This is a genomic window from Fictibacillus arsenicus (assembly GCF_001999465.1).
Lineage (GTDB): Bacteria > Bacillota > Bacilli > Bacillales > Fictibacillaceae > Fictibacillus > Fictibacillus arsenicus.
Genome location: NZ_MQMF01000001.1, coordinates 218,640 through 244,701, shown reverse-complemented (window position 1 = coordinate 244,701; position 26,062 = coordinate 218,640). Strand labels below are relative to the sequence as shown.

The window sequence follows — 26,062 nt, the reverse complement described above, 5'->3', positions numbered from 1 at the left end:
CACCTGTCCCGCTGATCCCGCAGGAGTCTCGCACCTTGCGCTCCAGTTTTCTCTTAAAATTTTTTTTAAGCTGTTTTTCTTTTTCTTTTTATACAAAGCTGTCTCTTCTATTAAAATATGATAGGATAAGTACATAAGAAATTCGATTCGGAGGTTGCCGATGAGTATTGAATCAATTTTACAAAAAGCAATAGGCGGAGAACGTTTATCTGTGGAAGATGCCGTTAAACTATATGAAAGTGATGAAGTGGAGCGCATGGGAGAAGTTGCCGACCTCATTATGAAGAGGTGGCATCCAGAACCTGTCACTACTTTTGTGATCGGTCGCAATGTTAATTACACTAATTTTTGTGATACATATTGCAGATTTTGTGCATTTTATCGCCCCCCTGGAAGTGAAGAAGGGTATGTGCTTGATGATGAAGTGATTTTTCAAAAAATCCAGGAAACAGTTGATGTTGGCGGTACAGAAATTTTAATGCAAGGCGGAACGAACCCTAACCTTCCGTTTAACTATTATACTGATTTGTTGAGAGAGATTAAAAAACGTTTTGATATTACCATGCATTCTTTCTCACCTGCTGAAATTTGGAAGATGGTTGAAGTATCAGGATTATCACTAGAAGAAGTCCTTCGTGAATTAAAAGAAGCGGGTCTTGACTCACTTCCTGGCGGAGGTGCAGAGATCCTTGATGATCGTACGCGCAAAAAGATCAGCAGATTAAAAGGTTCATGGACAGAGTGGATTGAATGTATGAAAACGGCTAAAAAAGTTGGTTTGCATTCAACTGCTACGATGGTTATCGGATTTGGGGAAACTTTTGAAGAAAGAGCACTTCATTTACAAAGAGTCCGTGATGCTCAGGATGAAACGAATTGTTTCCTAGCTTTTATTTCATGGACTTTCCAGCCGGATAACACAAATATGAAAGCAGAGAAAACAACACCAAGAGAATATCTGAAGAACGTAGCCATCTCTCGAATTTTCTTGGATAACATACCAAATTTCCAATCCTCATGGGTAACAATGGGACCAGAAGTCGGTAAAAAGTCTCTTCATTACGGGTGCAACGATTTTGGAAGTACGATGATGGAGGAGAATGTTGTTTCTGCAGCCGGAACTACACATAAAGTAAATACAAACTTAACCCTGCGTCTTATTCGTGAAGCAGGAAAAATTCCTGCTCAGAGAAATACGAAATATGAAATTCTTCGTACTTTTCAAGATGAAGAAAATGCAGAAAAAGATTTTGTTATGCAAAACTAATTCAAAACACCTGACAGCATTTTAAAATGTGTCAGGTGTTTTTTTATTTCAGATACCGTTATGACATTTGTCACAGCGGTATTTTTTTATTGAGCTTATTCTTTAAGTGTGAAACCTAAGGAGGAATGAAGATGCCGCAGCTGCAAAGTGAGTATAAAGAAAAAGTAAAGGTGAAGAAGGAAAAAGAATTGCTAGGGACGCTGCTTTCAGTTATGGGTGTTGGCTTGTTTATCGTTTTGTCATGGGCAGCAGTTTACTTGCTTTATCTATCTAGATAGGAGGTTTTAAAGATGCATATTCATAAATACGAGAAAATCTGGCTTTGGTCAGGAGCAGTGTGTTTAACGATCTTTTTATTAATTGTAGGTGTTTCAGCCTATGCTATGGGCAACCAGCCTCCAAGTCACATGGAAACAATCGATCCTAAAAAAGCAGCATTAACTGCACCATTCGACAAACCTGCTCTGACGAAGATAGGGGACAACGAGTATGAGGCAGTTATGCTAGCTCAAGCTTTCACATTTACACCATCAAAAATGACTGTTCCGAAAGGTTCTACCGTTCATTTTAAAGTGACGAGTACAGATGTTGTTCACGGTTTTCAAATCCCTGCAACAAATGTAAACATGATGATAACACCTGGGTATGTGAGCAAAATTTCACATACGTTTGATAAACCTGGCAAATATCTTATTTTATGTAATGAATATTGTGGAGTTGGTCATCAGGTAATGGCGGTAACTTTGGAGGTGACGTCATGATTGATAAAAGAGATGCGCAGTTAAGTCTAGGTTTTTTAAGTGTAAGTTTTATGGCATTATTTATTGGTGCCATAGCAGGTCTGTTACAGACACTGGTTAGAAGCGGTACGATCGAGCTTCCGCTTTCTATCGGATATTATCAATTGTTAACCGCTCATGGTGTTTTATTAGCACTTATTTTTACAACTTTTTTTATTGTTGGTTTTTTATATGCAGGTATAAGCAAAACAATGGGAGCTCTTTATGATGTTCCGAGAAGAACTGGCTGGCTTGGATTTGCCATGATGACTTTCGGAACAATATTAGCAACCATATTTATTCTGCTGAACAAAGCAACTGTCCTTTATACGTTCTACGCTCCGCTTCAGGCATCACCATGGTTTTATGTAGCACTCGTTCATGTTGTAGTTGGCAGCTGGCTTTGCGCTTTCTCAATGTGGAATCAGTATTACATTTGGAAGAGAAGAACCAAAAACAAACTTTCTCCTCTTTTTAGCTACATGGCTGTTATGACGATGGCATTATGGTTCATCGCAACACTAGGTGTTGCAGCAACAGTAATTCTTCAATTCATTCCTTGGTCGATTGGCTGGGTAGATAAAATTGATATATTAATCAGCCGGACGCTGTTTTGGTATTTTGGGCACCCTCTCGTGTACTTCTGGCTGCTTCCAGCTTATATGTGCTGGTATGTCGTCATCCCTAAAATCATTGGAGGGAAAATATTCAGTGATGCTTTAGCAAGGCTTTCTTTCGTACTCTTTCTTTTATTCAGTATTCCAGTAGGCTTTCACCATCAGCTGTTAGAGCCAGGTATCTCGCATTCATGGAAGTTTTTCCAAGTAGTCCTTACGTTTATGGTAATAGTTCCTTCATTAATGACTGCATTTTCAATGTTTGCCGTATTTGAAACAGCAGGAAGAAAAAAAGGCGCAAAAGGTCTGTTTGGATGGTTTAAAGTTTTGCCTTGGAAAGATGTACGTTTTTTTGCACCGATGATGGGAATGCTGATTTTCGTTCCTGCAGGAGCGGGTGGAATCATTAACGCGAGTCATCAATTAAACCAAGTTATTCATAATACGTTATGGGTAACCGGACATTTTCATCTAACTGTTGCTTCAACAGTTGCTCTTACCTTTTTCGGAATCGCTTACTGGCTTGTTCCGTATCTAAGTGGACGAACTCTAACACCGCAAATGAATAGACTAGGAATCATTCAAACAATTTTGTGGACTGTAGGTATGGCTTTTATGTCAGGTGCAATGCATTTAGTCGGTCTATTTGGAGCACCTCGCAGAACAGCCTATACGACTTACTCAGACCATCCTCAAGCTCTGGATTGGGTTCCTTATCAAGCAGCAATGGCTATCGGAGGAACGATTCTTTTTATTGCCATCTTGCTTTTGATGTATATCATAGGGTATTTGGCTTTTAAAGCACCGAAAGGAGAAATGGATTTTCCTGTCGGAGAGGTGGAGGAGGAAGCTGCAGCTACTCCGGTAATTTTAGAAAATTGGAAGCTCTGGGTAGGTATATGTGCAGCGTTGATCTTAATAGCTTATACGATTCCGTTTTGGCATATGATAGAGCATGGACCCCCAGGATCACCTGGTTATAAATTTTGGTAGGAAAAAAGCTTGCAAACGTCTTCAAGTTTGCAAGCTTTTCTTTTTTTGTAATGAAAAATAAGTACAGTCTGTTTGATTAAAAAAAAGATCTAAACGATTACTATTTGTATGAATGGCTTTATATAAAACAGAAAGAACACTTTTATCCAATATACTGTATAAAAGACTTGGATTTTTTTTATCGTACACTGCACATTGGGAACCACTAGACTCTTTCATTAACATTATTTCCTTAAAGGTTTTAATGCCGGGAAAAGGAAAAGCCTCATGTAGAACCCAAACATCATCAGAGATAGCTAGAGATATAGCAGCATGAATAGAAGAAAGTGGATCCCTCACTTTATAATAAGGGGTTAGAATACGAGCAGTATCTTTTACATAAGGCAAGTAAACAGCAGGCTGATCATTTATCACAATAATTTCTTTGAAATAGGGCTTAAGTTCGTTAATTAAGCTGACGACAGCTGATTTATCCTCTTTTGATAAAGATTTAGAATCGCTTATTTCAGTTAGTATGACTGCGGCAGTCACTTTAATCCCTCCTTTTAAAAAAAGGATAAAACAAATTTTTAAATAAGGATGTATCAAAAATCACACATTGTTCATAGTTCGTGTGATTTAAATCACACTTATTTTTCTTGTTGTGGATTATAATGGGAATATGAGAAGCGGGGGAGGTTTGAATATGGGTGCCTGCACACAGCAACAAAATTTTTGTTCCTATCAAAATACAGATGTTTTTTCAAAAAACACTTTTCAATATTTAGAAAGCATTATGTATCCCAAGAAAGTGGGAGCGGATCAATTCTTATTTTTAGACAATGACACGGCAGACAAATTGTTTTATTTAAGGGAAGGCCAGATTAAAATTACGAAGGTGACTGAAGAAGGCAAAGAGCTGGTTCTTTACATTTTTCAAGAAGGTGATCTAATTGGTGAACTGGGTGTTTCTTCGGATTCACGGTATAACTATAGTGCAAAAGCGACAAGAGATTGTGATGTAGGTGTGATTCAGCAGCAGGATCTGGAAACAATTATCTGGCAGCATGGTGAAGTTGCTGTTGAATTTATGAAGTGGATGAGCAATATGCATGCTATCACCCGTTCTAAGTTTAGAGATCTCATGCTCTATGGAAAAAAAGGTGCATTATGCTCGACGTTAATCAGACTGGCTAATTCATATGGTAAAATGACTTCATCAGGTATTACTTTATCACAGCATTTTACGAATACTGATTTGGCAGAACTTATCGGGACATCACGCGAAACGGTTAACCGAATGTTAAGTCAGCTGAAAAAAGAAGGTGTTGTGACTTTTGAAGCTGGCGGGAATATTAAAATTACTGATTTAGCATATTTAAAAAATGCTTGCAGTTGTGAGGACTGTCCTTTAGAAATCTGCAGAATATAAAGTATTAACTAAGATCTCAAAACATTGGGATCTTTTTATTTTGAATTTATTTATTGAATTTTCCTTAAATTTAAAATTTTGTGTATAATATAAGAATATTTAGAATAAAGGGGGACAACTTGCAATGAAAATGAAACAAAAGTTGAAAACGGGGATTATAGGATTGTCCGCAGTATTATTAGCAGCTTGCGGAAGCACTGGCTCTGGATCTGATGCAGAAAAGCTAACGATAGGAACTGATGCAGCATATGCTCCTTTCGAATCTCTTGAAGGAGAGAAGATCGTTGGATTTGATGTTGATTTATTAGATGCTGTTATGAAAGAAGCGGGCTTTGATTATGAAATGAAGAACACAGGCTGGGAGCCGCTATTTATTGCTCTGAAAAATAAAGAAGTGGATGCAGGTATATCTGCAATTACCATTAATGATGATCGTAAGAAAACCTATGACTTCTCATCACCGTATTTCGAATCAATTAATATGATTCTTGCAAAAGATGGTACTTCGATTAAGAGCGCTAAAGATTTAGAAGGGAAAAAAGTAAGTGTTCAAAACGGAACAACTGGTCAGGAAGCTTTAGAAAAAATGTTTGGAAAGAGCGAAAATATTAAGAAGTTTGAGAATAACACGTTGGCTATTCAAGCCTTATTAAACGGAGAAGTTGAGGCAGTTGTTGCTGACAATGCCGTCGTTCAGGAATATGCAAAAAACAATCCTGATAAAAAGCTAGTTACAATTACTGATCAAGAAAATTTTGAAAGTGAATTCTACGGTATTATTTTTCCAAAAGATGGTGAGCATCAAGAAAAAATCAATAAAGCTTTGAAAAAAGTAATTGAAAATGGAAAATATGCTGAAATCTATAAAGAATGGTTTGGTGAAGAACCAAATGTAGATGCATTGAAACAATAAACTTTCTGGAGGTCTACATGGAATTTTCTTTTCAAATCATAAGCGAATACATGCCGCTGTTTTTAAAAGGTACTTGGATAACGATTCAGCTATCTTTGCTTGGCATACTTTTCGGAACTATTCTAGGTTTGTTTATAGGACTTGGGAAAATGGTAAAAAACCCGCTTATTAACCTTCCTTGTAACTGGTATATAAGTTTCTTCCGGGGAACGCCCTTGCTTGTGCAAATCTTACTGATCCATTCAGCGATGATGCCGCTTATAATGAAACCGCCTAATGTTTTTGTTTCGAGTGTATTAGCTTTATCATTAAATGCAGCGGCTTATATAGCTGAGATTTTCCGAGCTGGAATACAATCAATCGACAAAGGACAGATGGAAGCAGCAAGATCTTTAGGGATGAATCATGTACAAGCTATGAAACATGTTATTCTTCCCCAAGCTTCCAGAAGAATGATACCGCCTCTTGGAAATGAATTTATTGTATTGATAAAAGACTCTTCGCTTGTTTCAATCATTGCCACACCAGAATTAATGTATTATGCACGAGCGATGATGGGTCAGTATTACCGTCCTTGGGAACCATATATGACAGCAGCTTTCATGTATTTAATTCTTACTCTTGGGATGGCTTATATTCTCTCTAAAATTGAACGAAAATTTGTTTATGATTAAACAACTCGGTTTCCGGGTTGTTTTTTCCTTGTTTAACTAACATTTTTCAGAACCTAGTCCCATATATTGTATTACTGAGATTTTATATGGGGGGGACTTGCTTGATCACAATCGCTTTTTCACACCCGTCTGACGGAACCGCTGTCCTAAAAAAAATAATCCGGACGGCAGCCAAGATTAAAATTAACCCTTCCTTTGCCAAATTATCTGATGCTTCTTCAAAAATTCTTGAACTGCACATACATGAACATAAAGAATTCATTTTGGATGTGTTAACGGAATTTACAAGAAATAAGGTAGAAGATATTTGTTTAAAGGAAATGATCGAACATGCTTTTTTTTATAGTGACTCTGCTGAACAAAAAGAAATCTTCTCTATATCAAAGAGCATTATCTTAGGGGAGATTGAAGGAATCCCAGAAGTGAAAAATCTTCCAAGTTTAAGTGAAATCATACGAGAACAGTGGCAGTCTATCTTATCGGAAAAAAGAAACTTTCTAGAGTTTGAAGCTTTTTTAAAGTTTCGTCTTAAAGATTATTTAGCAACTTTGCTCAAGGTTGTTGAATGTGCAATTGATGAATATAAATTAGAGCTTGAGTATCAATCATTTATCGAACATTTGCGTACATGCTTATCAAAACAAAAATCTATTCTAAAAAATGATATCGTAATCCTCTTTGACCAAGAAAAAGTAATCCTTTTTGATGAAAGGCAAAATCAGTTAACAAAAACTGAACTTCAGCACTTGCACGATAGGGCATTGAAATTAACGAATGCAGTGAACTTGGATGAACGCCTCCTTGGACCTCTAATCGGATTAGCTCCTTCATCTGCCAGGATTTATGCATATGATTTGGATCATCCGCTTCTGCAGACGGTAAAAAATATTTTTCAAGAAAAGGTCACCATATTGCCAATTGAGAAGATGTCTTTAAAAGAAAACCCGTATCCATATAAAAAAAAGTCATAAACTGTCATTGTCCTCTTGCTTTTTGAAAAGCATCTGCATATAATAAGTTTATAATTTTATCATTTGATCTGTATTGATAAGGACATGAAGCAGCTTTTACGGTTTTTAGAGAGGGAAGTCACGGCTGAAAGCTTCCTAACACGAAAATTTGCTTTACCACCTTGGAACTTCAGCGGTGAATTAATATTTAGTAATCGCTGACGGCAGCAGTCCGTTATACTGTCCGAGTGCCGTAATTTATTTATATTTTACGGAACAAGGGTGGAACCACGAGATCATCACTCGTCCCTTCTATAGGGACGGGTGTTTTTTGTTTTATATAAATAAAAGGAGATGTTTTTATGTCGTCAATTTCAATTACATTCCCAGACGGATCAGTCAAGGAATTTCCAAAAGGAGTAACTTCAGAACAAGTTGCCGAAAGTATTAGCCCTAGTTTGAAGAAAAAAGCGGTAGCAGGGAAAGTAAACGGACAATTGTTTGACTTTTCACGCCAGATTGAAGAAGATGCATCGATTGAGATTGTCATGCAAGATTCGCAAGAAGGTCTTGAGATGACTAGACACTCAAACGCCCACTTGCTTGCTCAAGCGCTTAAGCGATTATATCCAGATGTGAAACTTGGAATCGGACCAGTCATCGATAATGGTTTTTATTATGATGTAGACATGGCTCATAATTTAACACCAGAAGACCTTCCTGTAATCGAAAAAGAAATGAAGAAAATCGTAAACGAAAATCTTCAAATCGTTCGAAAAGAAGTAACACGTGAAGAAGCTCTAGAAATCTACGAGAAATTAAATGATCATTTGAAACTTGAGCTAATCCGCGATCTTCCTGAAGGAGAAAAGATTACAATCTATGAGCAAGGTGAGTTCTTTGACCTTTGCCGCGGACCGCATGTTCCTTCAACTGGAAAGATCAAGGCTTATAAACTAATGAGCATCTCTGGAGCGTATTGGCGAGGAGATAGCGACAACCAAATGCTTCAGCGGATTTATGGTTCAGCATTCTTAAGCCAAAAAGATCTGGATGAGTATCTGCACTTTATTGAAGAAGCACAAAAGCGTGATCACCGTAAATTAGGAAAAGAATTAGAACTTTTCATGTTCTCAGAAGAAGCGCCTGGAATGCCTTTCTATCTTCCGAACGGTCAAACAATTCGTACAGAACTTGAAAATTTCTCGCGTGAACTTCAGCGTCAAGTTGATTATGATGAAGTGCGTACACCATTTATGATGAATCAGCGCCTTTGGGAGCAATCTGGGCACTGGGATCACTATCATGAAAACATGTATTTCTCTGAAGTAGATGATACAAAGTTCGCGATGAAGCCGATGAACTGCCCAGGCCACATGCTTATCTTTAAAAATAAGCTTCATTCATATAGAGATCTGCCAGTACGTATGGCTGAATTTGGCCAGGTTCATCGCCACGAATACAGCGGTGCATTAAACGGAATGATCCGTGTTCGTACTTTCTGCCAAGATGATGCACATATTTTTGTAACACCACAACAGATTGAAAGTGAAATTAAAAACGTATTTAAGTTAGTTGATAAAATTTACAGCACATTTGGCTTTGAATACTCTGTTGAACTTTCAACTCGTCCTGAAGATTCTATGGGTGATGATCGTTTATGGGAACAAGCTGAAGGCGCATTGAAGAATGTATTAGAAGATCTGGGTATGAACTATCACCTTAACGAAGGTGACGGCGCATTCTATGGTCCGAAAATCGACTTCCACATTAAAGATGCGCTTAAGAGAAGCCATCAGTGTGCAACAATTCAGCTCGATTTCCAGATGCCTGAAAAGTTCGACCTTACTTATGTAGATGAAAATAACCAAAAGGTTCGTCCTGTCGTTATTCACCGTGCGATCTATGGTTCGATCGACCGTTTCTTAGGAATCTTGGTTGAGCACTTTGCTGGCGCGTTCCCAACTTGGCTTGCACCAGTACAAGTAAAGCTGATTCCTGTATCCGATGTTCATAACGAGTATGCGTATAAGCTTCAAGATGACTTGAAAAAACATGCTGTTCGAGTGGAAATTGATACTAGAAACGAGAAGATGGGATATAAGATTCGTGAAGCTCAAATGAAAAAGATACCTTACATGCTCGTACTAGGCGATAAAGAAATCGAAGACAATACTGTAAACGTTCGTAAATATGGCGAGCAAAAATCAGAAACAGTTTCTTATGAAGATTTTAGAGATAAGATTCTAGCTCAAATTAACGAAAAAAGATAATTTTAAAAAGAAGCTGGCCCAAGAGATACCATTTTTTTGGCGTCAGCTTTTCTATTTTTGTTTAAGTGTTATAAATAGGAGGATTTTTTAGTGGAATTCATATTCGTATAAAGATCACCGGGCGAATATAAGGTACCGCCGGGTGAAACAGAGTGATTTTTGGGTGAAACTCGGCCGCGTTGGGGTGAAACGTGAGCTCGAATGGGTTAAACTGTTCTTGAACGGGGTGATGCTTTTTTTTCTTCACTCTCTAAAAAAACTCTTGCATTACTTTTCAAAACGAAGTAAAATTAATTTCGTTGCTTATTACATTCGTTGTTTGACACATTTCACGCCAATATGTTATAGTATGTAAGGTTAATAAAATAAGTTTGACGCTAAAAAGCAGAAGCACCCGCTTCTCACCTGGTTCGACGCCTCTATTGGCTGTTGATGGGTAGATGGAATTCAGGCATGTCATTAGTACATAGCCGGTTTACGTGTGGGTGAATTATGCGCCGACGCTTTTTTTATTTGCAGAAATAACAAGTCGGGTGTTTTTAACACTCACTGAAAAAATTTGGAGGTGACTTACTATTAGTAAGGACATGTCTGTCAATGAAGGCATTCGTGCTCGTGAGGTTCGCTTAATCGGTCCTGATGGAAGCCAGCTTGGCATTAAAACAAGACAGGAAGCTCTAGACCTTGCGGCAAACGCAAATCTTGACCTTGTACTCGTTGCTGCAACTGCTAAACCGCCAGTATGTCGTATTATGGACTACGGTAAGTTTAAATACGAGCAACAGCGTAAAGATCGTGAAGCACGAAAAAATCAAAAAGTCATTACGACTAAAGAAATTCGTCTTAGTCCAACAATTGAGGAAAACGACTTTAATACGAAGCTTAAAAATGCCCGTAAGTTCCTTGAAAAAGGCGATAAAGTAAAAGCAAGTATTCGTTTCCGTGGACGTGCAATCACTCATTCTCAAATCGGAAAAACGGTATTGGAGAAATTAGCGAAAGAATGTGAAGATCTTTCTACGGTGGAAACTCACCCGAAAATGGAAGGTCGAAGCATGTTTCTTATCCTAGCACCTAAAGCCGAAAAATAATTTTTACCAGGGAGGTAACCATTATGCCTAAAATGAAAACTCATAAAGGTGCTGCAAAGCGCTTTAGAAAAACTGGATCAGGTAAATTAAAGCGTGCGAGCGCTTATACAAGTCACTTGTTTGCTAACAAGTCTACTAAAGCTAAGCGTAAGCTACGCAAAGCGAAACTTGTTAACAGTGGTGACTACAAGCGTATCCGCACATTGTTAACTTACAAAAAACGTTAATCATACGATAAGTTGATTTAAAAATAGGAGGTTTTTAATATGCCAAGAGTAAAAGGTGGCTATGTAACACGTCGTCGTCGTAAAAAAGTTCTTAAGCTAGCTAAAGGCTATTTCGGATCCAAACATAAATTATTTAAAGTAGCTCAACAACAAGTATTCAAATCTTTAATGTACGCTTACCGTGACCGTCGTCAAAAGAAGCGTGACTTCCGTAAGCTTTGGATTACTCGTATCAACGCTGCTGCACGTACAAACGGTCTTTCTTACAGCCGTTTAATGCACGGTCTAAAACTTGCGGGAATCGACATCAACCGTAAGATGCTTTCTGAAATCGCAATTACTGACGAAAAAGCTTTCGCAGAATTGGCTTCAAAAGCAAAAGACAGCCTAAAAGCTTAAATTTTACTAAAAGAAAAGATCATTTCCTCAATTGATGGAGATGATCTTTTTTACATTTTGAAAGGAAAAGGGAAAAGGTGTTTATTTTATATTTGATCATAATGAATACAGTTGCTTACTTGGTCATGAAAAAAGACAAATTTTATGCACAAGAAGGTAATTGGCGTACGCCTGAATCAAGACTATGGCTGCTTGCTATTGCTGGAGGAGCTCCAGGTATGTGGCTTGCGATGAAGAAATTCCGCCATAAAACGAAGCATTCGTCATTTCGTAACGGTTTACCGATCTTAAGTATTTTTATTACAGTTATTGCAGGATGGTTTTTGTAGAATATTAATCCTGCTGCAAATATCGTTTGTCTTTTAAGAACAGACGCCAGAAAACATAGAAACCTGGTGTTAATATGGCGAGACCTACTATATACATAATCATTAATGAGTAGAAAGTTTCTGTTGCAGTAAAAGCTTCATAGATGGTTAGATCGGGATAGACGATATATGGCAGATGTGCCATTCCATATCCGACGCTTGCCAATCCATATTGTAAAACTGTTGCGAGCAGTGTAAATCTTGGCCGTCCAATTCCTGGGCGGTTTTGTTTTGGCCACCAAAGAGAAGCGTATGCTATGCAGAATGCAATTAATGATAGAATGAACCATATTTTTTGATCCATTAGGTTATCAACAAGCCATCCAGCTTCTGGTGCCATAAATAAAAGTGTGAATAGAGCGGATAACAGTGTTAGCGGTCCAAGAAGTATCGCATTTCCGCGATATAGCCGGTAGGCATCTTCTCTATTGGATACACGCGAATAGTCAGCTAAAAAAAGAGAAGATAAGTACAGCTCAGAAGTCAGTCCGAATAGCACGTATAGATATAAAGTAGGACTGGAAAAAAGCTTCCCTAATAATAGGCTTTGAATCTCTCCATCAACACTGATAAATCCTCCCTGTGAAATAGGGAGTACGGCGATCAGCAGGGATGGGATTAATAGTCCTGAAATTCCTGAAATAAAAAACATCGTCTTCCGGTAGCCTTGCACAGAATAGGAAAATACCATAAAAGCACTTCGGATAGCCAGAAAAAATAGGATCAGCGATACTGGGACAAGCATTACTGTTCCAAGCGTATAGGCACCTTTCGGAAAGAAACCTACGAACGCTACAACTAAAAGGACAAGGAAAGTATTCGTTATCTCCCAGGTCGGCGAAAGAAAACGATTTGCGATCTTTCCTGCCATTGTTTTGTGATTGTTATAAACCATCGCCCAAAATCCTGCGCCGAAATCAATCGAGCCAAAAATACTGTAGACAAATATGAAGCTCCACATGATGAGTATCGCAAGTACCTCTTCACTCATACCATTCCCCTCCTTCCTATCCGTATAGTTTATCCATATCTTTAGACACTGGATTGCGTTTGAAATAAGCAGTCAATATTAAAATCGTCAAAACACTCAATAGAGCATACAAAAGTAAAAACAAGAGGAAAAGCATTCCAAGATTTTCATTCCTCGTGGCTGCTTCTGCAGTTGTTTGAACTCTGTAAATGGTCCATGGCTGTCTGCCGCTGCAGCTGAATACCCAGCCAAATTCAATGCACAGCATGGAAAGCGGACCGGATAAGACGAGCGACCAAAGCAGCCATTTTGGAAAAGGTTTGCCCCTTTTCTTAATAAAGAACCACCAATACAACAATGCGATGCCTGCAAGTCCTAATAAAAGTGTTCCGATACCCACCATTAAGTTAAACAAAGTATGCACGTAAAAAGGAGGCCATGTTTCCCGCGGGAATTCATACAATCCTTTTACTTCAGTATCAAACTTGCCTGCTGCAAGCCAGCTCAATGCCCAGGGAATTTCGATGCCGTATTTTACTTCCTCTGTCTTCGGATCGGTGAAGCCGCCTATCGCAAGCGGTGCATATCGCTGGGTTTCAAACAAACCTTCTGCAGCTGCTAATTTCTCTGGAGAATGCTGATGAAGGATCTGTGCTGAGTGATGCCCTGATAATGTGGATATGAAACTCATCGTAAAAGCAACTGCAAGGGACATGAACAATCCTTTAAGGTGATAAGCTCGTTCCCGGTCAGAACGCTTTTTCATTAGTTTGAATGCAGCTACTGATGCTACTGCAAAAGCACCTGTCATATAAGCAGTAATCGCTACATGGAAGGCAGAAGATACGAAACTTGGGTTAAAGAATGCGTCCCATGGGTGAACATCATAGATCGTACCATCTGACTTTATCTTAAAACCGTCAGGCGTGTTCATCCATGTATTTACCGCTGTAATAAGAATAGCTGAAGCAACAGCTCCAAAGGCAACAAAGAAAACAGAGATCAGGCGGAAGTACTTTGGAAGTCTGTCAGCGGCATACACATAGATAGACATGAAAAGAGCTTCTAAGAAAAAAGCAAAGATTTCAATCTGAAAAGGCAGTGAGATTACTTTACCTACGATTTCCATGAATCCAGGCCAAAGTAGCGAAAGCTGAACACCTACTATAGTTCCAGAGGGAATAGCAACACCTAGTAATACAGCAAACGCCTTAGTCCAGCGCTTTGCCATGATGGCATAATCATTGTCCCCTTTTACTTGATGAATGATTTCTGCGATAACAATCATTAAGGGAAGACCAACACCGAGGGTAGCAAAAATGATATGAAAACCCAGTGATGTGCCAAAAAACGCTCTCGCGAGTACTACTGTGTCCATGCCGAATCCTCCTAAAAAATAAAACTATGTAAACAAACAATCTATGTTTAAGGTGTCATAAAGCATATAGGTTTATTCACGCGATAAAATTGTCATATAGTGCTCGTCTGCTGTCATATGTTGACTTAAAGGGGAGGTGCGGCGTGTTAGAGAATACTAGTGTTTACATGGAAGTCCTTAAGTTCAGCGGAATTTTTGCCCCTTTGCTCTTTATACTTCTGCAAGCGTTCAGGCAATTTTTTTTCTTGCCAGTTGGTTTGATCTGTCTTACAGGAGGAATTTTATTTGGTGCAGTAGCAGGCACTTTTTATTCTGTCATCGGCATTACCCTGTCGAGTGTACTCTTTTATTTTGGGATGAAAAGTATGCCAAAGCTTATGAAAAAAGTAAAAAGACTGCAAAGAAAATGGATTGGAAAAAGAATGCCTTTTTCAGTAGGTCAGATAGCCATCTTAAAGATGATTCCATTCATGCATTTTCACCTGTTAAGTCTTTGTTTGATCGAAGTTTCGTCAAATTTTAAAGAATATACAAAGGCAAGCATCATCTCAAACATTCCTATAGCCATTTTTTATTCATCGTTCGGATCTATTATGCTCTCATTGTCTCTTTTAACTTCAGCCATACTGCTTATTGTGCTTTCAGTCCTGTTTTATTTGCTAAGACGGAAAGAATGGGTCATAAAATGGAGTGAGTTTTTTGAGGAAACAGAAAAAGCAGAAAAGAGACGCATGCCTGCTTAAGGCATGCTTTTTTATTTATAGAAAGAAGTAAATAAAATGTTGAAAAATTTGTCATAATTTGCTAGGTTAAATAGGAGAATTTAAAAATATTTTATCTCTTGAACCAGTTTAAAAATGGAGGGATAACTTTTGATTTTATCAGGTTTAGAAATAAAAAAGAATATAGGCAAAGATATAGTAATTACTCCCTTTGATGAAAAACAATTGAATCCAAATAGTTATAATTTGAGATTAGGAAAAGAGCTATTATTATATGAAGTAGAAATTCTAGACATGAAGAAAAAAAATAAGACCAAGCTAATAACTATCCCAGAAGAAGGGCTGATTCTACAACCTGGTAAACTTTATTTAGGCAGAACTCTAGAGTACACAGAAACTAATAATTATATCCCCACTATAGAAGGTAGATCATCGATAGGGAGATTAGGTCTCACAATTCATTTTTCCTCTCCGTATGGAAATATTGGTTTTAAGGGCTATTGGACTTTAGAAATATCATGTGTACAGCCAATACGGATATACGAAGGTGTGAATATTTGTCAGATATACTACCATACAATTAAAGGAGATTTTGAAAATTACAGTGGCTTAAAGTATCAAAATAATAAAGGAGTTCAACCCAGTTATTTATATAAAGAATTTTAATGGGGGATTAATTATGTCAGTTGTACCTTTTATTACTGATGGAAAACATCAAAGCATAGTCACAAGACAAGAAGAATTTTCTTTAGAAGATTTAAAAGTATTAATGACCAATTTGGATACAAACCAACTAAATGAACCTCATGAAGCAAATACATCATATGATCTTAGGGTGGGAAAGGAGTACTTGGATCATAACGAGCCAAGACAAATGCGTTTAGCAGAAGGACAAGTAATAACTTTAAATCCTGGAGCAGCAGTAATTATTGAAACAGAGGAATATGTTCACTTCCCAAGATATAGATTTGGACAGATACTACCCAAAGTGGGTTTGCTCAGGGTAGGAATTTCAAATACAACCTCTAAAATAGATCCGGGTTATAGAGGTAAACTTTTAATAACAGTATTTAATCTTGGAAAACGAACTGTGAAGCTAAAAAAGGGTCAAAAATTCTGCAGTTTAATTATACATAACGTATTACGTGACGGAGTGCATGTATATGATAAAGAGCCTAAACAACTAGAAAGTAATCCGAGAGAAAATAAGAGGGAAAAATTCAAAAACATTGTAACTGGCCCATATTGGGGGTTTATTAGTTTTTTAATAAGCTTATTAGTGACAATAAGTATAGCAATTATATCAATTATAAAAGACTGAAAAAAAGATGCTGGGATTCCGGTATCTTTTTTTGTTATAAAATTTATCATCAAATCTAGATTACTTTGTTATAATATTTCTGTTAAGGAGGTCTTAATTTTGAATTTCGAACAACTTTTTTTAATGCAGCAACAACTGAATGAAAGAATTGTGAATAAATATAATCTACATGATAAAGAATTGTATGAAGAACACCTATTTGCTTTGATTGTGGAATTAGGTGAACTGGCAAATGAAACAAGGTGTTTTAAATATTGGAGTATTAAACCACCTTCCCCTCGTAATGTAATTTTAGAAGAGTATGTTGACGGTTTTCATTTTATATTATCTCTAGGATTAGATTTAAATATAAATAAAAATGAGATTTCCTTTATTGAAAGTACTAACTCTGAAAAAACAGTAATAGAACAATTTCTTTCTTTATATAAAATAATTAGTCAATTACAAGTGAATAAAAGTAAAAATGTCTATCTGTTATTATTATCAAATTATTTAGATTTAGGGTATATGCTTGGGTTTACAAATGATGATATTGTAACAGCCTACTTTGATAAAAACGCCGTAAACCATGAGCGTCAAGATACAGGATATTAATAAAAAACAAAACCCGGAAAAAACCGGGTTTTATTTTAAGCCGTTAGATAAAGTTGTTAAGATTTCTTCCTTCTTTTGTTCGTCTGAATTTTTCCAGATTACTTCGAAAAGGACACCTAGACCAGGAAGCATTTTTTCTTCTCCGCTCTCAATGGCATCAACGATCGTATCTTGCAATTGTTCTTTATTGTTGCCAGTAACGTTATGCAATACAGCTTTTCTCAAATCAAGATTCATGGATAAGCACCTCTATTAATATTTTTCTTTTTTTATTGTGCACGTTCTGATCTTGTTTTATGAAAAAATTAATAAATTTTTATGATTTAAAGGAGTACTTATTATGAAACACATCGAATCCGAATCCAACGCTTCGTTAAAGCAATGGAAAAAACTGCATTCAAGAAAAGAAAGAGAAAAAACAGGTACTTTCCTGCTGGAAGGTCCACATCTTATTGAAGAAGCAATTTCTTCTGGTGCAAAGCTTCAACATGTCATTATTGAAGAGAACTTTAAGATTAAAGAGGAATGGCTCAAAAATAAATTCACGTTATGGTCTGTCCCTGCAAAACTAATGAAACAGCTTTCTGAAACAGAAAAACCACAAGGTATTATTGCTGTATGCGAAATGACGGAACAGCCCGAAGAACGAATTAAACGAAATAGACGCTATTTGCTGATTGATGGTGTTCAAGATCCAGGAAACTTAGGAACAATTATACGTACGGCAGACAGTGCAGGAATTGATGGGGTTTTCTTAGGAGAAGGTACAGCAGATCTTTATAATGGCAAGACCGTTCGTTCTACTCAAGGATCGCTATTCCATTTGCCGATTATAAAAGCTGATCTAAAAGAAATAATAACTGAATGTAAAGCTGAAGATGTTCCTGTGATTTCAACATCCCTGCAAGAGGCAGTTGATATGAGAGAGCTGCCAGATATGAACGGATTCGCATTGATAATGGGAAATGAAGGATCAGGTGTACAAGCGATGTTTCAAGAACAATCCTCGATTAACGTCAAGATACCAATCTTTGGTCAAGCAGAATCCCTTAACGTTTCCGTCGCGACGGGCATTCTTCTTTATGAGCTTCAGCGCAAACGATGATGTTTTCTTGTTTTTATACTGAGATCGTTGCAATTCTTGATTTTGTTCATATATAATGTAAAAAGACGAATATGAATAGATTAAAAAACACAGATGGAGAAGAGTAGATAATCATTCCGCCAAAAAGGGAGGAAATGTCCTGGACTGTAAGCATTTCTTTGGTAGGTATTATTGAATTCACTCCTGAGTTGCCACCTGAACATTAAAAAGTAGGGCTGGCCGGTGAAGAGCCGTTATTAAAATGAAGTGAACAGTGTATTTTCATTGTTAAATTGGGTGGTACCGCGAACTCCTCGTCCCTTATTGGATGAGGAGTTTTTATATTTTTAAGGAGGGGTTGTACTTGAAAGACCGTTTAGAAGCACTAAAAGTAGAAGCGATCGAAAAAATCAATGAAAGTCATGATTTGAAAGATCTTCAAGCTGTTAAGGTAGCTTACCTAGGAAAAAAAGGACCCATTACTGAAGTTTTAAAGGGAATGGGGAAGTTGTCGGCAGAAGAAAGACCTGTGATCGGTGCTTATGCGAATGAAGTGCGTGACAGCATTCAGCTTGAACTAGAAAAAAAGCAGACAGAATTAGAAAATGCTGCGATTACTGAGAAGCTAGCGAAGGAAACAATTGATGTTTCTTTGCCTGGAAGACCTGTAAAACAAGGAAATGCGCATCCGCTTACAGCTGTTGTAACTGAAATTGAGGACTTGTTCCTAAGCATGGGCTTTACGATTGCAGAAGGGCCAGAAGTGGAGACTGACTATTATAATTTCGAAGCTCTAAATTTGCCTAAAGGCCATCCGGCTCGCGACATGCAAGATTCTTTCTTTATCACAGAAGACATCTTACTTAGAACACAGACTTCACCGGTTCAAGCTCGTACGATGGAAAAGCATGAAGGGCAAGGTCCTGTGAAAATCATCTCTCCAGGAAAGGTTTACCGAAGAGATAACGATGACGCAACACATTCTCATCAGTTCATGCAGATTGAAGGACTTGTTGTTGACCAGAACGTGCGTTTAAGTGACTTAAAGGGTGTTCTTGAAACGTTCGCTAAGAAAATGTTTGGTGAAGACCGCAAAATTCGTTTGCGACCTAGCTTTTTCCCGTTTACAGAACCGTCTGTTGAAATGGATATTTCTTGTTTTAAATGCAGCGGGAAAGGATGTTCAATCTGTAAACAGACAGGCTGGATTGAAATTTTAGGAGCAGGTATGGTTCATCCGAACGTTCTGGAGATGGCTGGTTTTGATTCTAAGAAGTACACAGGCTTTGCATTTGGTATGGGGCCTGAGCGAATCGCAATGCTTAAATACGGCATAGATGATATCCGCCATTTTTATGCGAATGATATCCGGTTCTTAAAACAATTCAAAAATGCATAATTAGGGAGGGGAAATTTGATGCTAATTTCTTATAACTGGCTAAAAGAGTATGTAAATGTAGAAATCAGTCCGTCTGAGCTAGCGGATAAAATAACGAAGAGCGGTATCGAAGTTGAAATGGTTGAATCCTTGAATAAAGGGATCAGCGGAGTTGTTGTCGGGTATGTAAAAGAGTGTATACAACATCCAAACGCAGATAAGCTGAGAGTCTGTAAAGTTGATATCGGGCAAGGGGAAGTTTCTCAGATCGTTTGCGGCGCACCGAATGTTGCAGAAGGACAAAAGGTAGCAGTGGCAGTTCCTGGAGCAGTTCTGCCTGGGAACTTCAAAATAAAAAAAGCAAAGCTTCGCGGCGAGGAATCTCTTGGAATGATTTGTTCCCTGCAGGAGCTTGGAGTTGACACAAAGCTTGTTCCGAAAGAATATTCTTCAGGAATCTTTGTGATGCCGTCTGATGCAGAGCCAGGAAGCGACGCATTGGAATATTTAAACTTGAATGACCATGTGTTGGAGCTTGGGCTTACGCCAAACCGCGCAGATTGCCTTAACGTTTTAGGTGTTGCTTATGAAGTAGCAGCTATTTTAGAGCAAGATGCTAAACTTCCAGATACATCGATCACGGCATCCGAAGAAAAAGCTGAAGATTTTATCTCTGTTAGCATTGAATCTTTAGAAGACAATCCTTATTATGGGGCGATGATCATTCGTGATGTTAAAATCGGACCATCACCATTATGGATGCAAAATCGTTTAATGGCTTCAGGTATTCGTCCGATCAATAACATTGTTGATATAACAAACTATGTTCTTCTTGAATATGGACAGCCGCTTCACGCATTTGACTACAACCGTCTCGGTTCAAAAGAGATTGTTGTTCGCCGTGCTGCAGAAGGGGAGCAAATTCAGACACTTGATGATCAGAATCGCTCGTTGAAAGACACCCACTTGGTAATTACAAATGGCAAAGAGCCGATTGCAGTTGCAGGTGTTATGGGTGGAGCAACAAGTGAAGTTCAGAATGACACAACAAACGTGCTCCTAGAAGCAGCATATTTCGCTTCAAGCCGTGTGAGAGCAGCTTCAAAAGATCTCGGCTTGCGAAGTGAAGCAAGTTCGAGGTATGAAAAAGGAATCGACCGCAACCGTGTTTATGCGGCAGCGAAAAGAGCGGCAGGGTTAATGGCTGAATTAGCTGGCGGTAAAGTAGCAGATGGAATTGTAGAAGCTGGAAAACGCGAAGTGAATATGTATTCTGTAAAAATGGATGTTTCTAGAATGAATAATCTGCTTGGAACGACTATCACATCCGAACAAACTGCAGCTATCTTTGATCGCTTAGGTTTTTCATATAAAGAGTCAAACGGAATATTTGAAGTTGTTGTTCCTACTAGAAGACCTGATATTACGATTGAGGCTGATTTAATTGAAGAAGTTGGGCGGATTTATGGGTACGATCGCATCCCTACGACTTACCTTTTATCAGAGGCACGTCCTGGAGGCTTAACAGCAAGTCAGGCTAAGCGACGTGAGATTCGTAAATATTTAGAAGGTGCTGGTCTTTATCAGGCAGTAACTTACGCACTGACAACACCAGAAAAATCTACGCATTTTTCATACACGGAAGATGCTGTATACCCGATCTCAGTTGCTCATCCGATGAGTGAAGAGCGCAGTACTTTGCGCATGAGTTTATTGCCTCAGCTTCTGGAAGTACTTCAATATAACCAGAATCGCTCTATGGAAGACTTGGCGGTTTATGAAATGGGGTCCGTTTTCATTAATCGCCAGGAAGTTTTAAACGACCTTCCTGAAGAATACGTGTTTGTTTCAGGAGCTGTAACAGGTGTATTTAACGAACACTTGTGGCAAGGTGAAAGAAAAACAGTAGACTTCTATGTGTTAAAAGGAATCTTAGAAGGACTAATGAGTGAATTGAATCTTTCTGAACGCATTACGTATGAGTCTGGTGAAATTGAAAACATGCACCCGGGAAGAACAGCCGTTGTAAAATTAGATGGTATTCCAGTTGGGCTTGTAGGTCAGCTTCACCCAGCACTGCAAAAAGAGATGGATCTAAAAGACACTTACGTTTTCGAGCTGAACGCAACGAGTCTGATCGAAGCAGAAACAGATCAAATGGTCTATCAGACATTGCCGCGTTATCCTTCAATCACTCGTGACATCGCACTAGTAGTTGATCAAGACTTGCCTGCTGGCGATCTGTTCACAGTGATTCAAGCTGCTGGCGGTGAGCTGCTGAAAGAAGTGAATCTGTTCGATCTGTATCAAGGAGAGAAGATGGAAGAAGGAAAGAAATCACTTGCTTTCTCTTTAAAATATTTTGATCCAGAGCGTACACTGACTGACGAAGAAGTTGTAACAGCACACAATCGCGTTTTAAAAAGTTTAGAAGAACACTTTGGAGCGCAGTTAAGAAAATAAAGGTAAATAGAAACTGGCTTGCTTTCATGCAAGCCAGTTTTTATTTGATTTTAGCATGTATTTTAGGCTTTTACGGTACGTGTTCTTTAATCTGTTACACATTCGCCCCGTATTTTGGACTTACACCCGAACAAGTACATGTTTCACCCCAATTCAGGCAGTTTCACCCGATTGTCTCCAAGTTTCACCTAATGTCCCTAGACGACCGCCCCAGACGTATAATTTTTAAGGCTTCATAGCCACACATTCTATAACGTATTACGTTAAAACCAGTATTTCGGCTTAAAAATGCAGTTCATGAACGCTTTTTTTTCAACAGGTTCAAAGCCTTTTGAGTGTTAGCGAAATGTTTCTTTGTTGCTGTATCAAAAACGGATTCTCCGAACTGTTCTGCTAGTTCAGCCGCTTTCACATCAACGTGAGGTCCGGCGCCTTTTGGAATAACAGTGTTAAAACGTGCTCCGAGTTTATCCATCTCCTTTAAAAAACTGTATCTAGCTAATATTGAGGCAGCAGCTACTGCGAGATGGATTGATTCACCTTTTGTAGCAAAATAGATGCCCTCTTTTAAAAGGTTTTTCTCTTTCGTTAAGTAATTAAAATAAACGCCTGGTTCGCAAAACTGATCTACTAATATCCCATCGATCTCTGCGCCTTCTATTTTAGCTTTCACATTTTGAAGAGCGCGATTATGCAAGATCGCTTTTATTTTTCCTTGAGTCATCCCTTTTTGCTGAAGCTCATTATATTTTTCATTATTAAGTACAAGGAGGGAGTAGGGTACAGTGTGAATAAGTTCTTTCGCAATCTGAACGATCTGTTTATCGTTTAAATGCTTGGAATCCTTGACCCCAAGTTCCCTTACCAGTTCAAGCTGGTCTCGTGATACATATACTGCTGCAACTGTCATCGGTCCGAAATAATCACCTGTGCCAACCTCATCGCTTCCGATCATCGATAATTCTGCAGCATTTTGAGGCGGTGCATAACGATGAGGCGGTTTAGTTGTTTTGCTTTTTACTTTAGATGGTGAGGCTTGACCTGAAAATTTTTGAGAAGCTTCTTCTGCTCCTTTACCTTGAAACAGTACTTTTCCCGAATTGTAAGCTGTTACTGTACAATCTGGAAGTTTTGCAGAAAAGACAGCACCAGGCGGAGTTTTATCCTGGACGGCATGAGCCAGTTCTTTTTTCATTGTTAAGATTTCGGTATTCGTCATTTTTTTTACAACATGACCCATATTATTGCCCCCTAAAATTATTCAATTTCCAAATATATCAAAATTTCTCTAGAAATGAACAGAAATATTTTCAACTATGTAAGATATTTGATAAGATGTAGATTAGAGTATTCATCTAATGATTGATCCTTTTATTGATAAGGAGGTTTTTTCGTGGCGGAAGACAAAAATAAAAACCGTACGACGGTCGAGATTTATGGACAGCGTTATGTAATTGCAGGGACCGAACCTTCCAGCCACATTCATTTAGTAGCTGATAAAGTAGATTTGAAAATGAGAGAAATTCAGTCTCATAATCGGTTTCTCGATTCGAAACAACTCGCTGTACTGACAGCGGTAAATACAATGAGTGAATATTTAAAGATTAAAGAAGAGCTGAAAAAATTGCAACAAAGAATTGGAAAAGAGGAAAGTTAACATGCTGGATTTAATTCTGTTTATTGTATTATTGGGTGGCTTTTTGATCGGGTTAAAACGCGGGTTTATTATGCAGCTCGTACACTTGATCGGATTTATCGCAGCTTACATCGTTGCTTATCTGTATTATGATGATCTTGCCCCAAAGCTTGAGCTATGGATCCCATATCCGTCTTCTAATGATGGTTCTGCCTCATTATTGCTTAATAGCATCTCACTCGAGCAGGCCTATTACAATGCGATCGCTTTTGCTATTTTGTTCTTTGCAACAAAAATCATTCTGCAGATATTAGGCTCTATGCTGGATTTTCTTGCACATTTACCGATTTTGCATACTGCAAACAGATGGCTTGGCGGACTGTTAGGCTTTGTAGAAGTTTATCTAATCTTATTTATTTTGCTGTATATCGCAACATTAGTGCCTATCGAATCATTTCAGGCGCATTATGATAATTCATGGATTGCACAGGGAATGGTCAAAAACACCCCCGTATTTTCTGAGTCAGTTAAGGAAATGTGGATGAAACATATGGCGTAAAACTTCTCCCTCCTTGGAGAAGTTTTTTTATTAAATGACTGTTTCGTATATATTGTAGCTCTTTGACAGTTGTTGATTTCCGCTTCAGGTTGCTCGCTTTCCATGGGGTGTACTGTGAGCCTCCTGCCGCTTTGCGCCATTAGGAGTCTCGCATCTTACGCTTCAATCATCTTGTCATTGAAGGAAATGAAAAATTCCAAAAACAACAACAATCTGTTAGAAGAGAGCCTATTAAAATAAATCGAGATCGAAAGAAAGGGAGTACATTATGGCTAATAAAAAAGAAATTGTACGTGCGTTAGAACAAATTGCTCTTTATCTCGAAATTCTAGGAGAAAATTCCTTCAAAGTTTCCGCTTACCGAAAAGCCGCAAATGCTCTAGAAGGTGATGAGCGAACGATGGATCAAATAGAAGATGTTTCGAAAATAAAAGGCATTGGCAAAGGAACCGCTGCAGTTATTATCGAAATGATGGATAAAGGTGAATCAGAGCTGCTTATTGAACTTCAGGAAAAAGTACCCTCTGAACTTATTACATTATTACAAGTTCCTAACCTGGGAGGAAAAAAGATTGCGAAACTTTACTCAGAACTGGGCGTAACAAATATTGAAACGCTAAAAGAAGCGTGTTCTGCCGGTAAAGTAAGAGAAATTGCGGGATTTGGAGCAAAGACAGAAGAGAAGATCCTTGCTTCATTAGACGATATTGGAAAGAGACCTGAAAGGCTGCCGATCGCTTATATGCTCCCAATAGCTGAAAATATTGAGGCACAGCTTGAAAAGATGCAATATATTGAAAAATTTTCAAGAGCAGGCAGTCTAAGAAGGTACAGGGAAACGATTAAAGATCTTGATTTTATTATATCTTCGGAAAATCCTGGAAAAGTGAAAGAACAGCTACTAAACTTGCAGGGAGTTACAGATGTAATTGCAAGCGGTGATACGAAGGTTTCCGTCGTATTAGGAGAGAAAATGGCTGTTTCAGTAGATTTTAGAATTGTTGAACCCGAGCAATTCGCAACGACACTGCATCATTTTACAGGTTCAATGGAACATAACGTTAAAATGCGGCAGCTCGCTAAAAGCAGAGGAGAAAAGATTAGTGAATACGGTGTTGAGATTACAGAGACTGGTGAAGTTCGAACGTTTAAAACCGAAGAAGAATTTTACACGTATTTCGGGCTAAATTGGATACCGCCAGAAGCGAGAGAAACTGGTGAAGAAATCGAACTTCTGATGAAAGATTATGAGTTTGTTAACTTATCGGATATTAAAGGAGACCTGCATCTGCATTCTACTTGGAGTGACGGCGCATTCTCGATAGAGGAGATGGCTGAAGAAGCAAGGAACCTTGGATATGAGTTTATGGCTATTACAGATCATTCCCAGTATCTGCGGGTGGCAAACGGACTTACTCCAGAGAGGATCCGCATGCAGCGGAAAGAGATTGATAAACTGAACGAAAAATATAAGGACTTCAAAATATTTGCTGGCATTGAAATGGATATATTACCAGATGGTACACTAGACTATGATGATGATCTTCTCGATGAGTTGGATTTTGTTATTGCGAGTATCCATTCTGCTTTTTCACAAGACCAGAGCAAGATCATGAAACGTTTAAAAACAGCGCTCGATCACAAAAAGGTAGATTTAATTGCTCATCCGACTGGGCGCCTGATCGGCCGAAGAACAGGCTACGATGTTGATGTGGATATGCTGCTTCAGCTCGCATATGAAACAGATACCGCAATCGAATTAAATGCTAACCCAAACAGACTGGATTTATCACCAGACTGGCTTAGAAAAGCACAGGAGCTCGGTGTGAAGATTGCAATTAATACGGATGCGCATTATAAAGAAACGATGAAACATATGGAGATTGGGGCTGCGGTAGCACGAAAAGGTTTTATTAAAAAGAGTTCTGTAATAAATACGATGACTTTAAAAGAATTTGAAACCTATTTAAACCGTAAAAAATAGCTCTATATCCT

28 protein-coding genes and 3 other annotated features are annotated in these 26,062 nt (G+C 38.2%); of the genes, 23 read left to right on the top strand and 5 right to left on the bottom strand.

Features of this window, described 5'->3' with window-relative positions; all coding sequences use genetic code 11:
* Positions 1-160: 160 nt before the first annotated feature.
* From mqnC to UN64_RS01190, 4 genes are all read left to right on the top strand, one after another.
* Complete coding sequence (gene mqnC, locus UN64_RS01200; protein WP_077359282.1) at positions 161-1,267, top strand: cyclic dehypoxanthinyl futalosine synthase; 1,107 nt, start codon at positions 161-163, stop codon at positions 1,265-1,267.
* 131 nt (positions 1,268-1,398) lie between these two features.
* Positions 1,399-1,545 (top strand): cytochrome c oxidase subunit 2A, encoded by a 147-nt coding sequence (locus tag UN64_RS20390; protein WP_139342991.1) that lies wholly within the window; start codon positions 1,399-1,401, stop codon positions 1,543-1,545.
* Between the two features lie 12 nt (positions 1,546-1,557).
* On the top strand, positions 1,558-2,028 hold the full coding sequence (locus tag UN64_RS01195; RefSeq protein ID WP_077359281.1) for a cytochrome c oxidase subunit II: 471 nt from the start codon (positions 1,558-1,560) through the stop codon (positions 2,026-2,028).
* Positions 2,025-3,656: a b(o/a)3-type cytochrome-c oxidase subunit 1 gene (locus UN64_RS01190; protein ID WP_077359280.1), complete on the top strand. Its 1,632-nt coding sequence runs from the start codon at positions 2,025-2,027 to the stop codon at positions 3,654-3,656. The genes UN64_RS01195 and UN64_RS01190 overlap by 4 nt, the downstream gene beginning before the upstream one ends.
* 21 nt (positions 3,657-3,677) lie before the next feature.
* Here UN64_RS01190 and UN64_RS01185 read toward each other — a convergent pair whose 3' ends face one another.
* On the bottom strand, positions 3,678-4,187 hold the full coding sequence (locus tag UN64_RS01185; RefSeq protein ID WP_077359279.1) for a hypothetical protein: 510 nt from the start codon (positions 4,185-4,187) through the stop codon (positions 3,678-3,680).
* Between the two features lie 154 nt (positions 4,188-4,341).
* On the opposite strand from UN64_RS01185, the gene UN64_RS01180 reads away from it, so the two are divergent.
* From UN64_RS01180 to UN64_RS01140, 9 genes are all read left to right on the top strand, one after another.
* Entirely contained in the window at positions 4,342-5,067 is a 726-nt protein-coding gene (locus UN64_RS01180; protein ID WP_077359278.1) for a Crp/Fnr family transcriptional regulator, read from the top strand.
* Positions 5,068-5,191: 124 nt separating this feature from the next.
* Entirely contained in the window at positions 5,192-5,980 is a 789-nt protein-coding gene (locus tag UN64_RS01175) for a basic amino acid ABC transporter substrate-binding protein (RefSeq protein ID WP_077359277.1), read from the top strand.
* A 17-nt stretch (positions 5,981-5,997) separates the two neighbouring features.
* Entirely contained in the window at positions 5,998-6,654 is a 657-nt protein-coding gene (locus tag UN64_RS01170) for an amino acid ABC transporter permease (protein ID WP_077359276.1), read from the top strand.
* Positions 6,655-6,755: 101 nt separating this feature from the next.
* Entirely contained in the window at positions 6,756-7,625 is an 870-nt protein-coding gene (gene ytxC / locus UN64_RS01165) for a sporulation protein YtxC (protein WP_171978768.1), read from the top strand.
* 64 nt (positions 7,626-7,689) lie between these two features.
* Positions 7,690-7,918: a binding site (T-box leader), on the top strand.
* Between the two features lie 48 nt (positions 7,919-7,966).
* On the top strand, positions 7,967-9,877 hold the full coding sequence (gene thrS, locus UN64_RS01160) for a threonine--tRNA ligase (RefSeq protein ID WP_077359274.1): 1,911 nt from the start codon (positions 7,967-7,969) through the stop codon (positions 9,875-9,877).
* Positions 9,878-10,253: 376 nt separating this feature from the next.
* Positions 10,254-10,393: a sequence feature (ribosomal protein L20 leader region), on the top strand.
* A gap of 71 nt (positions 10,394-10,464) precedes the next feature.
* The gene (gene infC, locus UN64_RS01155) at positions 10,465-10,968 is read left to right on the top strand and encodes a translation initiation factor IF-3 (protein ID WP_077359273.1); all 504 of its coding nucleotides are present in this window, start codon (positions 10,465-10,467) and stop codon (positions 10,966-10,968) included.
* 23 nt (positions 10,969-10,991) lie between these two features.
* Positions 10,992-11,195, top strand: coding sequence for a 50S ribosomal protein L35 (rpmI, locus tag UN64_RS01150; protein WP_066291545.1), 204 nt, complete (start codon positions 10,992-10,994; stop codon positions 11,193-11,195).
* A 39-nt stretch (positions 11,196-11,234) separates the two neighbouring features.
* Complete coding sequence (gene rplT, locus UN64_RS01145; RefSeq protein ID WP_066291543.1) at positions 11,235-11,594, top strand: 50S ribosomal protein L20; 360 nt, start codon at positions 11,235-11,237, stop codon at positions 11,592-11,594.
* A 101-nt stretch (positions 11,595-11,695) separates the two neighbouring features.
* On the top strand, positions 11,696-11,923 hold the full coding sequence (locus UN64_RS01140) for a DUF1294 domain-containing protein (RefSeq protein ID WP_077361060.1): 228 nt from the start codon (positions 11,696-11,698) through the stop codon (positions 11,921-11,923).
* A gap of 4 nt (positions 11,924-11,927) precedes the next feature.
* Here the strand turns inward: UN64_RS01140 and UN64_RS01135 are convergent, their stop codons facing one another.
* The gene (locus UN64_RS01135) at positions 11,928-12,953 is read right to left on the bottom strand and encodes a cytochrome d ubiquinol oxidase subunit II (protein ID WP_077359272.1); all 1,026 of its coding nucleotides are present in this window, start codon (positions 12,951-12,953) and stop codon (positions 11,928-11,930) included.
* A gap of 16 nt (positions 12,954-12,969) precedes the next feature.
* Positions 12,970-14,310: a cytochrome ubiquinol oxidase subunit I gene (locus UN64_RS01130; RefSeq protein ID WP_077359271.1), complete on the bottom strand. Its 1,341-nt coding sequence runs from the start codon at positions 14,308-14,310 to the stop codon at positions 12,970-12,972.
* A 143-nt stretch (positions 14,311-14,453) separates the two neighbouring features.
* On the opposite strand from UN64_RS01130, the gene UN64_RS01125 reads away from it, so the two are divergent.
* The 4 genes from UN64_RS01125 (at position 14,454) to UN64_RS01110 (ending at position 16,947) form a co-directional block, all read left to right on the top strand.
* Positions 14,454-15,053: a TVP38/TMEM64 family protein gene (locus UN64_RS01125; protein ID WP_245801934.1), complete on the top strand. Its 600-nt coding sequence runs from the start codon at positions 14,454-14,456 to the stop codon at positions 15,051-15,053.
* Positions 15,054-15,182: 129 nt separating this feature from the next.
* Positions 15,183-15,698, top strand: a complete 516-nt coding sequence (gene dcd, locus UN64_RS01120) for a dCTP deaminase (RefSeq protein ID WP_077359270.1) — start codon at positions 15,183-15,185, stop codon at positions 15,696-15,698.
* Positions 15,699-15,711: 13 nt separating this feature from the next.
* Positions 15,712-16,353: a dCTP deaminase domain-containing protein gene (locus UN64_RS01115; protein WP_077359269.1), complete on the top strand. Its 642-nt coding sequence runs from the start codon at positions 15,712-15,714 to the stop codon at positions 16,351-16,353.
* A 99-nt stretch (positions 16,354-16,452) separates the two neighbouring features.
* On the top strand, positions 16,453-16,947 hold the full coding sequence (locus UN64_RS01110; RefSeq protein WP_077359268.1) for a dUTP diphosphatase: 495 nt from the start codon (positions 16,453-16,455) through the stop codon (positions 16,945-16,947).
* A gap of 30 nt (positions 16,948-16,977) precedes the next feature.
* Here the strand turns inward: UN64_RS01110 and sspI are convergent, their stop codons facing one another.
* On the bottom strand, positions 16,978-17,184 hold the full coding sequence (gene sspI / locus UN64_RS01105; RefSeq protein ID WP_066291537.1) for a small acid-soluble spore protein SspI: 207 nt from the start codon (positions 17,182-17,184) through the stop codon (positions 16,978-16,980).
* A 103-nt stretch (positions 17,185-17,287) separates the two neighbouring features.
* On the opposite strand from sspI, the gene UN64_RS01100 reads away from it, so the two are divergent.
* From UN64_RS01100 to pheT, 3 genes are all read left to right on the top strand, one after another.
* Positions 17,288-18,052 (top strand): TrmH family RNA methyltransferase, encoded by a 765-nt coding sequence (locus UN64_RS01100; RefSeq protein ID WP_077359267.1) that lies wholly within the window; start codon positions 17,288-17,290, stop codon positions 18,050-18,052.
* 81 nt (positions 18,053-18,133) lie between these two features.
* Positions 18,134-18,356: a binding site (T-box leader), on the top strand.
* Between the two features lie 39 nt (positions 18,357-18,395).
* Positions 18,396-19,430, top strand: a complete 1,035-nt coding sequence (pheS, locus tag UN64_RS01095; RefSeq protein WP_077359266.1) for a phenylalanine--tRNA ligase subunit alpha — start codon at positions 18,396-18,398, stop codon at positions 19,428-19,430.
* An 18-nt stretch (positions 19,431-19,448) separates the two neighbouring features.
* Positions 19,449-21,872 (top strand): phenylalanine--tRNA ligase subunit beta, encoded by a 2,424-nt coding sequence (gene pheT, locus UN64_RS01090; protein WP_077359265.1) that lies wholly within the window; start codon positions 19,449-19,451, stop codon positions 21,870-21,872.
* 295 nt (positions 21,873-22,167) lie between these two features.
* On the opposite strand, the gene rnhC is transcribed toward pheT, so the two are convergent.
* Positions 22,168-23,112 (bottom strand): ribonuclease HIII, encoded by a 945-nt coding sequence (rnhC, locus tag UN64_RS01085; protein ID WP_077359264.1) that lies wholly within the window; start codon positions 23,110-23,112, stop codon positions 22,168-22,170.
* A gap of 153 nt (positions 23,113-23,265) precedes the next feature.
* Between rnhC and zapA the strand changes: the two genes are divergently transcribed.
* The 3 genes from zapA to polX all read left to right on the top strand — a co-directional run bounded on the left by zapA (position 23,266) and on the right by polX (position 26,051).
* Positions 23,266-23,529, top strand: a complete 264-nt coding sequence (zapA, locus tag UN64_RS01080; protein WP_066291524.1) for a cell division protein ZapA — start codon at positions 23,266-23,268, stop codon at positions 23,527-23,529.
* A gap of 1 nt (position 23,530) precedes the next feature.
* Positions 23,531-24,067, top strand: a complete 537-nt coding sequence (locus UN64_RS01075) for a CvpA family protein (protein ID WP_077359263.1) — start codon at positions 23,531-23,533, stop codon at positions 24,065-24,067.
* A 268-nt stretch (positions 24,068-24,335) separates the two neighbouring features.
* Positions 24,336-26,051, top strand: coding sequence for a DNA polymerase/3'-5' exonuclease PolX (polX, locus tag UN64_RS01070; protein ID WP_077359262.1), 1,716 nt, complete (start codon positions 24,336-24,338; stop codon positions 26,049-26,051).
* Positions 26,052-26,062 lie beyond the last annotated feature (11 nt).

What these genes read in the sequence shown, in the direction of transcription:
- mqnC (WP_077359282.1), top strand. Translation starts at nt 161, where the DNA reads ATGAGTATTGAATCAATTTTACAAAAAGCAATAGGCGGAGAACGTTTA.
- UN64_RS20390 (WP_139342991.1), top strand. Translation starts at nt 1,399, where the DNA reads ATGCCGCAGCTGCAAAGTGAGTATAAAGAAAAAGTAAAGGTGAAGAAG.
- UN64_RS01195 (WP_077359281.1), top strand. Translation starts at nt 1,558, where the DNA reads ATGCATATTCATAAATACGAGAAAATCTGGCTTTGGTCAGGAGCAGTG.
- UN64_RS01190 (WP_077359280.1), top strand. Translation starts at nt 2,025, where the DNA reads ATGATTGATAAAAGAGATGCGCAGTTAAGTCTAGGTTTTTTAAGTGTA.
- UN64_RS01180 (WP_077359278.1), top strand. Translation starts at nt 4,342, where the DNA reads ATGGGTGCCTGCACACAGCAACAAAATTTTTGTTCCTATCAAAATACA.
- UN64_RS01175 (WP_077359277.1), top strand. Translation starts at nt 5,192, where the DNA reads ATGAAAATGAAACAAAAGTTGAAAACGGGGATTATAGGATTGTCCGCA.
- UN64_RS01170 (WP_077359276.1), top strand. Translation starts at nt 5,998, where the DNA reads ATGGAATTTTCTTTTCAAATCATAAGCGAATACATGCCGCTGTTTTTA.
- thrS (WP_077359274.1), top strand. Translation starts at nt 7,967, where the DNA reads ATGTCGTCAATTTCAATTACATTCCCAGACGGATCAGTCAAGGAATTT.
- infC (WP_077359273.1), top strand. Translation starts at nt 10,465, where the DNA reads ATGTCTGTCAATGAAGGCATTCGTGCTCGTGAGGTTCGCTTAATCGGT.
- rpmI (WP_066291545.1), top strand. Translation starts at nt 10,992, where the DNA reads ATGCCTAAAATGAAAACTCATAAAGGTGCTGCAAAGCGCTTTAGAAAA.
- rplT (WP_066291543.1), top strand. Translation starts at nt 11,235, where the DNA reads ATGCCAAGAGTAAAAGGTGGCTATGTAACACGTCGTCGTCGTAAAAAA.
- UN64_RS01140 (WP_077361060.1), top strand. Translation starts at nt 11,696, where the DNA reads ATGAATACAGTTGCTTACTTGGTCATGAAAAAAGACAAATTTTATGCA.
- UN64_RS01135 (WP_077359272.1), bottom strand. Translation starts at nt 12,953, where the DNA reads ATGAGTGAAGAGGTACTTGCGATACTCATCATGTGGAGCTTCATATTT.
- UN64_RS01130 (WP_077359271.1), bottom strand. Translation starts at nt 14,310, where the DNA reads ATGGACACAGTAGTACTCGCGAGAGCGTTTTTTGGCACATCACTGGGT.
- UN64_RS01115 (WP_077359269.1), top strand. Translation starts at nt 15,712, where the DNA reads ATGTCAGTTGTACCTTTTATTACTGATGGAAAACATCAAAGCATAGTC.
- sspI (WP_066291537.1), bottom strand. Translation starts at nt 17,184, where the DNA reads ATGAATCTTGATTTGAGAAAAGCTGTATTGCATAACGTTACTGGCAAC.
- UN64_RS01100 (WP_077359267.1), top strand. Translation starts at nt 17,288, where the DNA reads ATGAAACACATCGAATCCGAATCCAACGCTTCGTTAAAGCAATGGAAA.
- pheT (WP_077359265.1), top strand. Translation starts at nt 19,449, where the DNA reads ATGCTAATTTCTTATAACTGGCTAAAAGAGTATGTAAATGTAGAAATC.
- rnhC (WP_077359264.1), bottom strand. Translation starts at nt 23,112, where the DNA reads ATGGGTCATGTTGTAAAAAAAATGACGAATACCGAAATCTTAACAATG.
- UN64_RS01075 (WP_077359263.1), top strand. Translation starts at nt 23,531, where the DNA reads ATGCTGGATTTAATTCTGTTTATTGTATTATTGGGTGGCTTTTTGATC.
- polX (WP_077359262.1), top strand. Translation starts at nt 24,336, where the DNA reads ATGGCTAATAAAAAAGAAATTGTACGTGCGTTAGAACAAATTGCTCTT.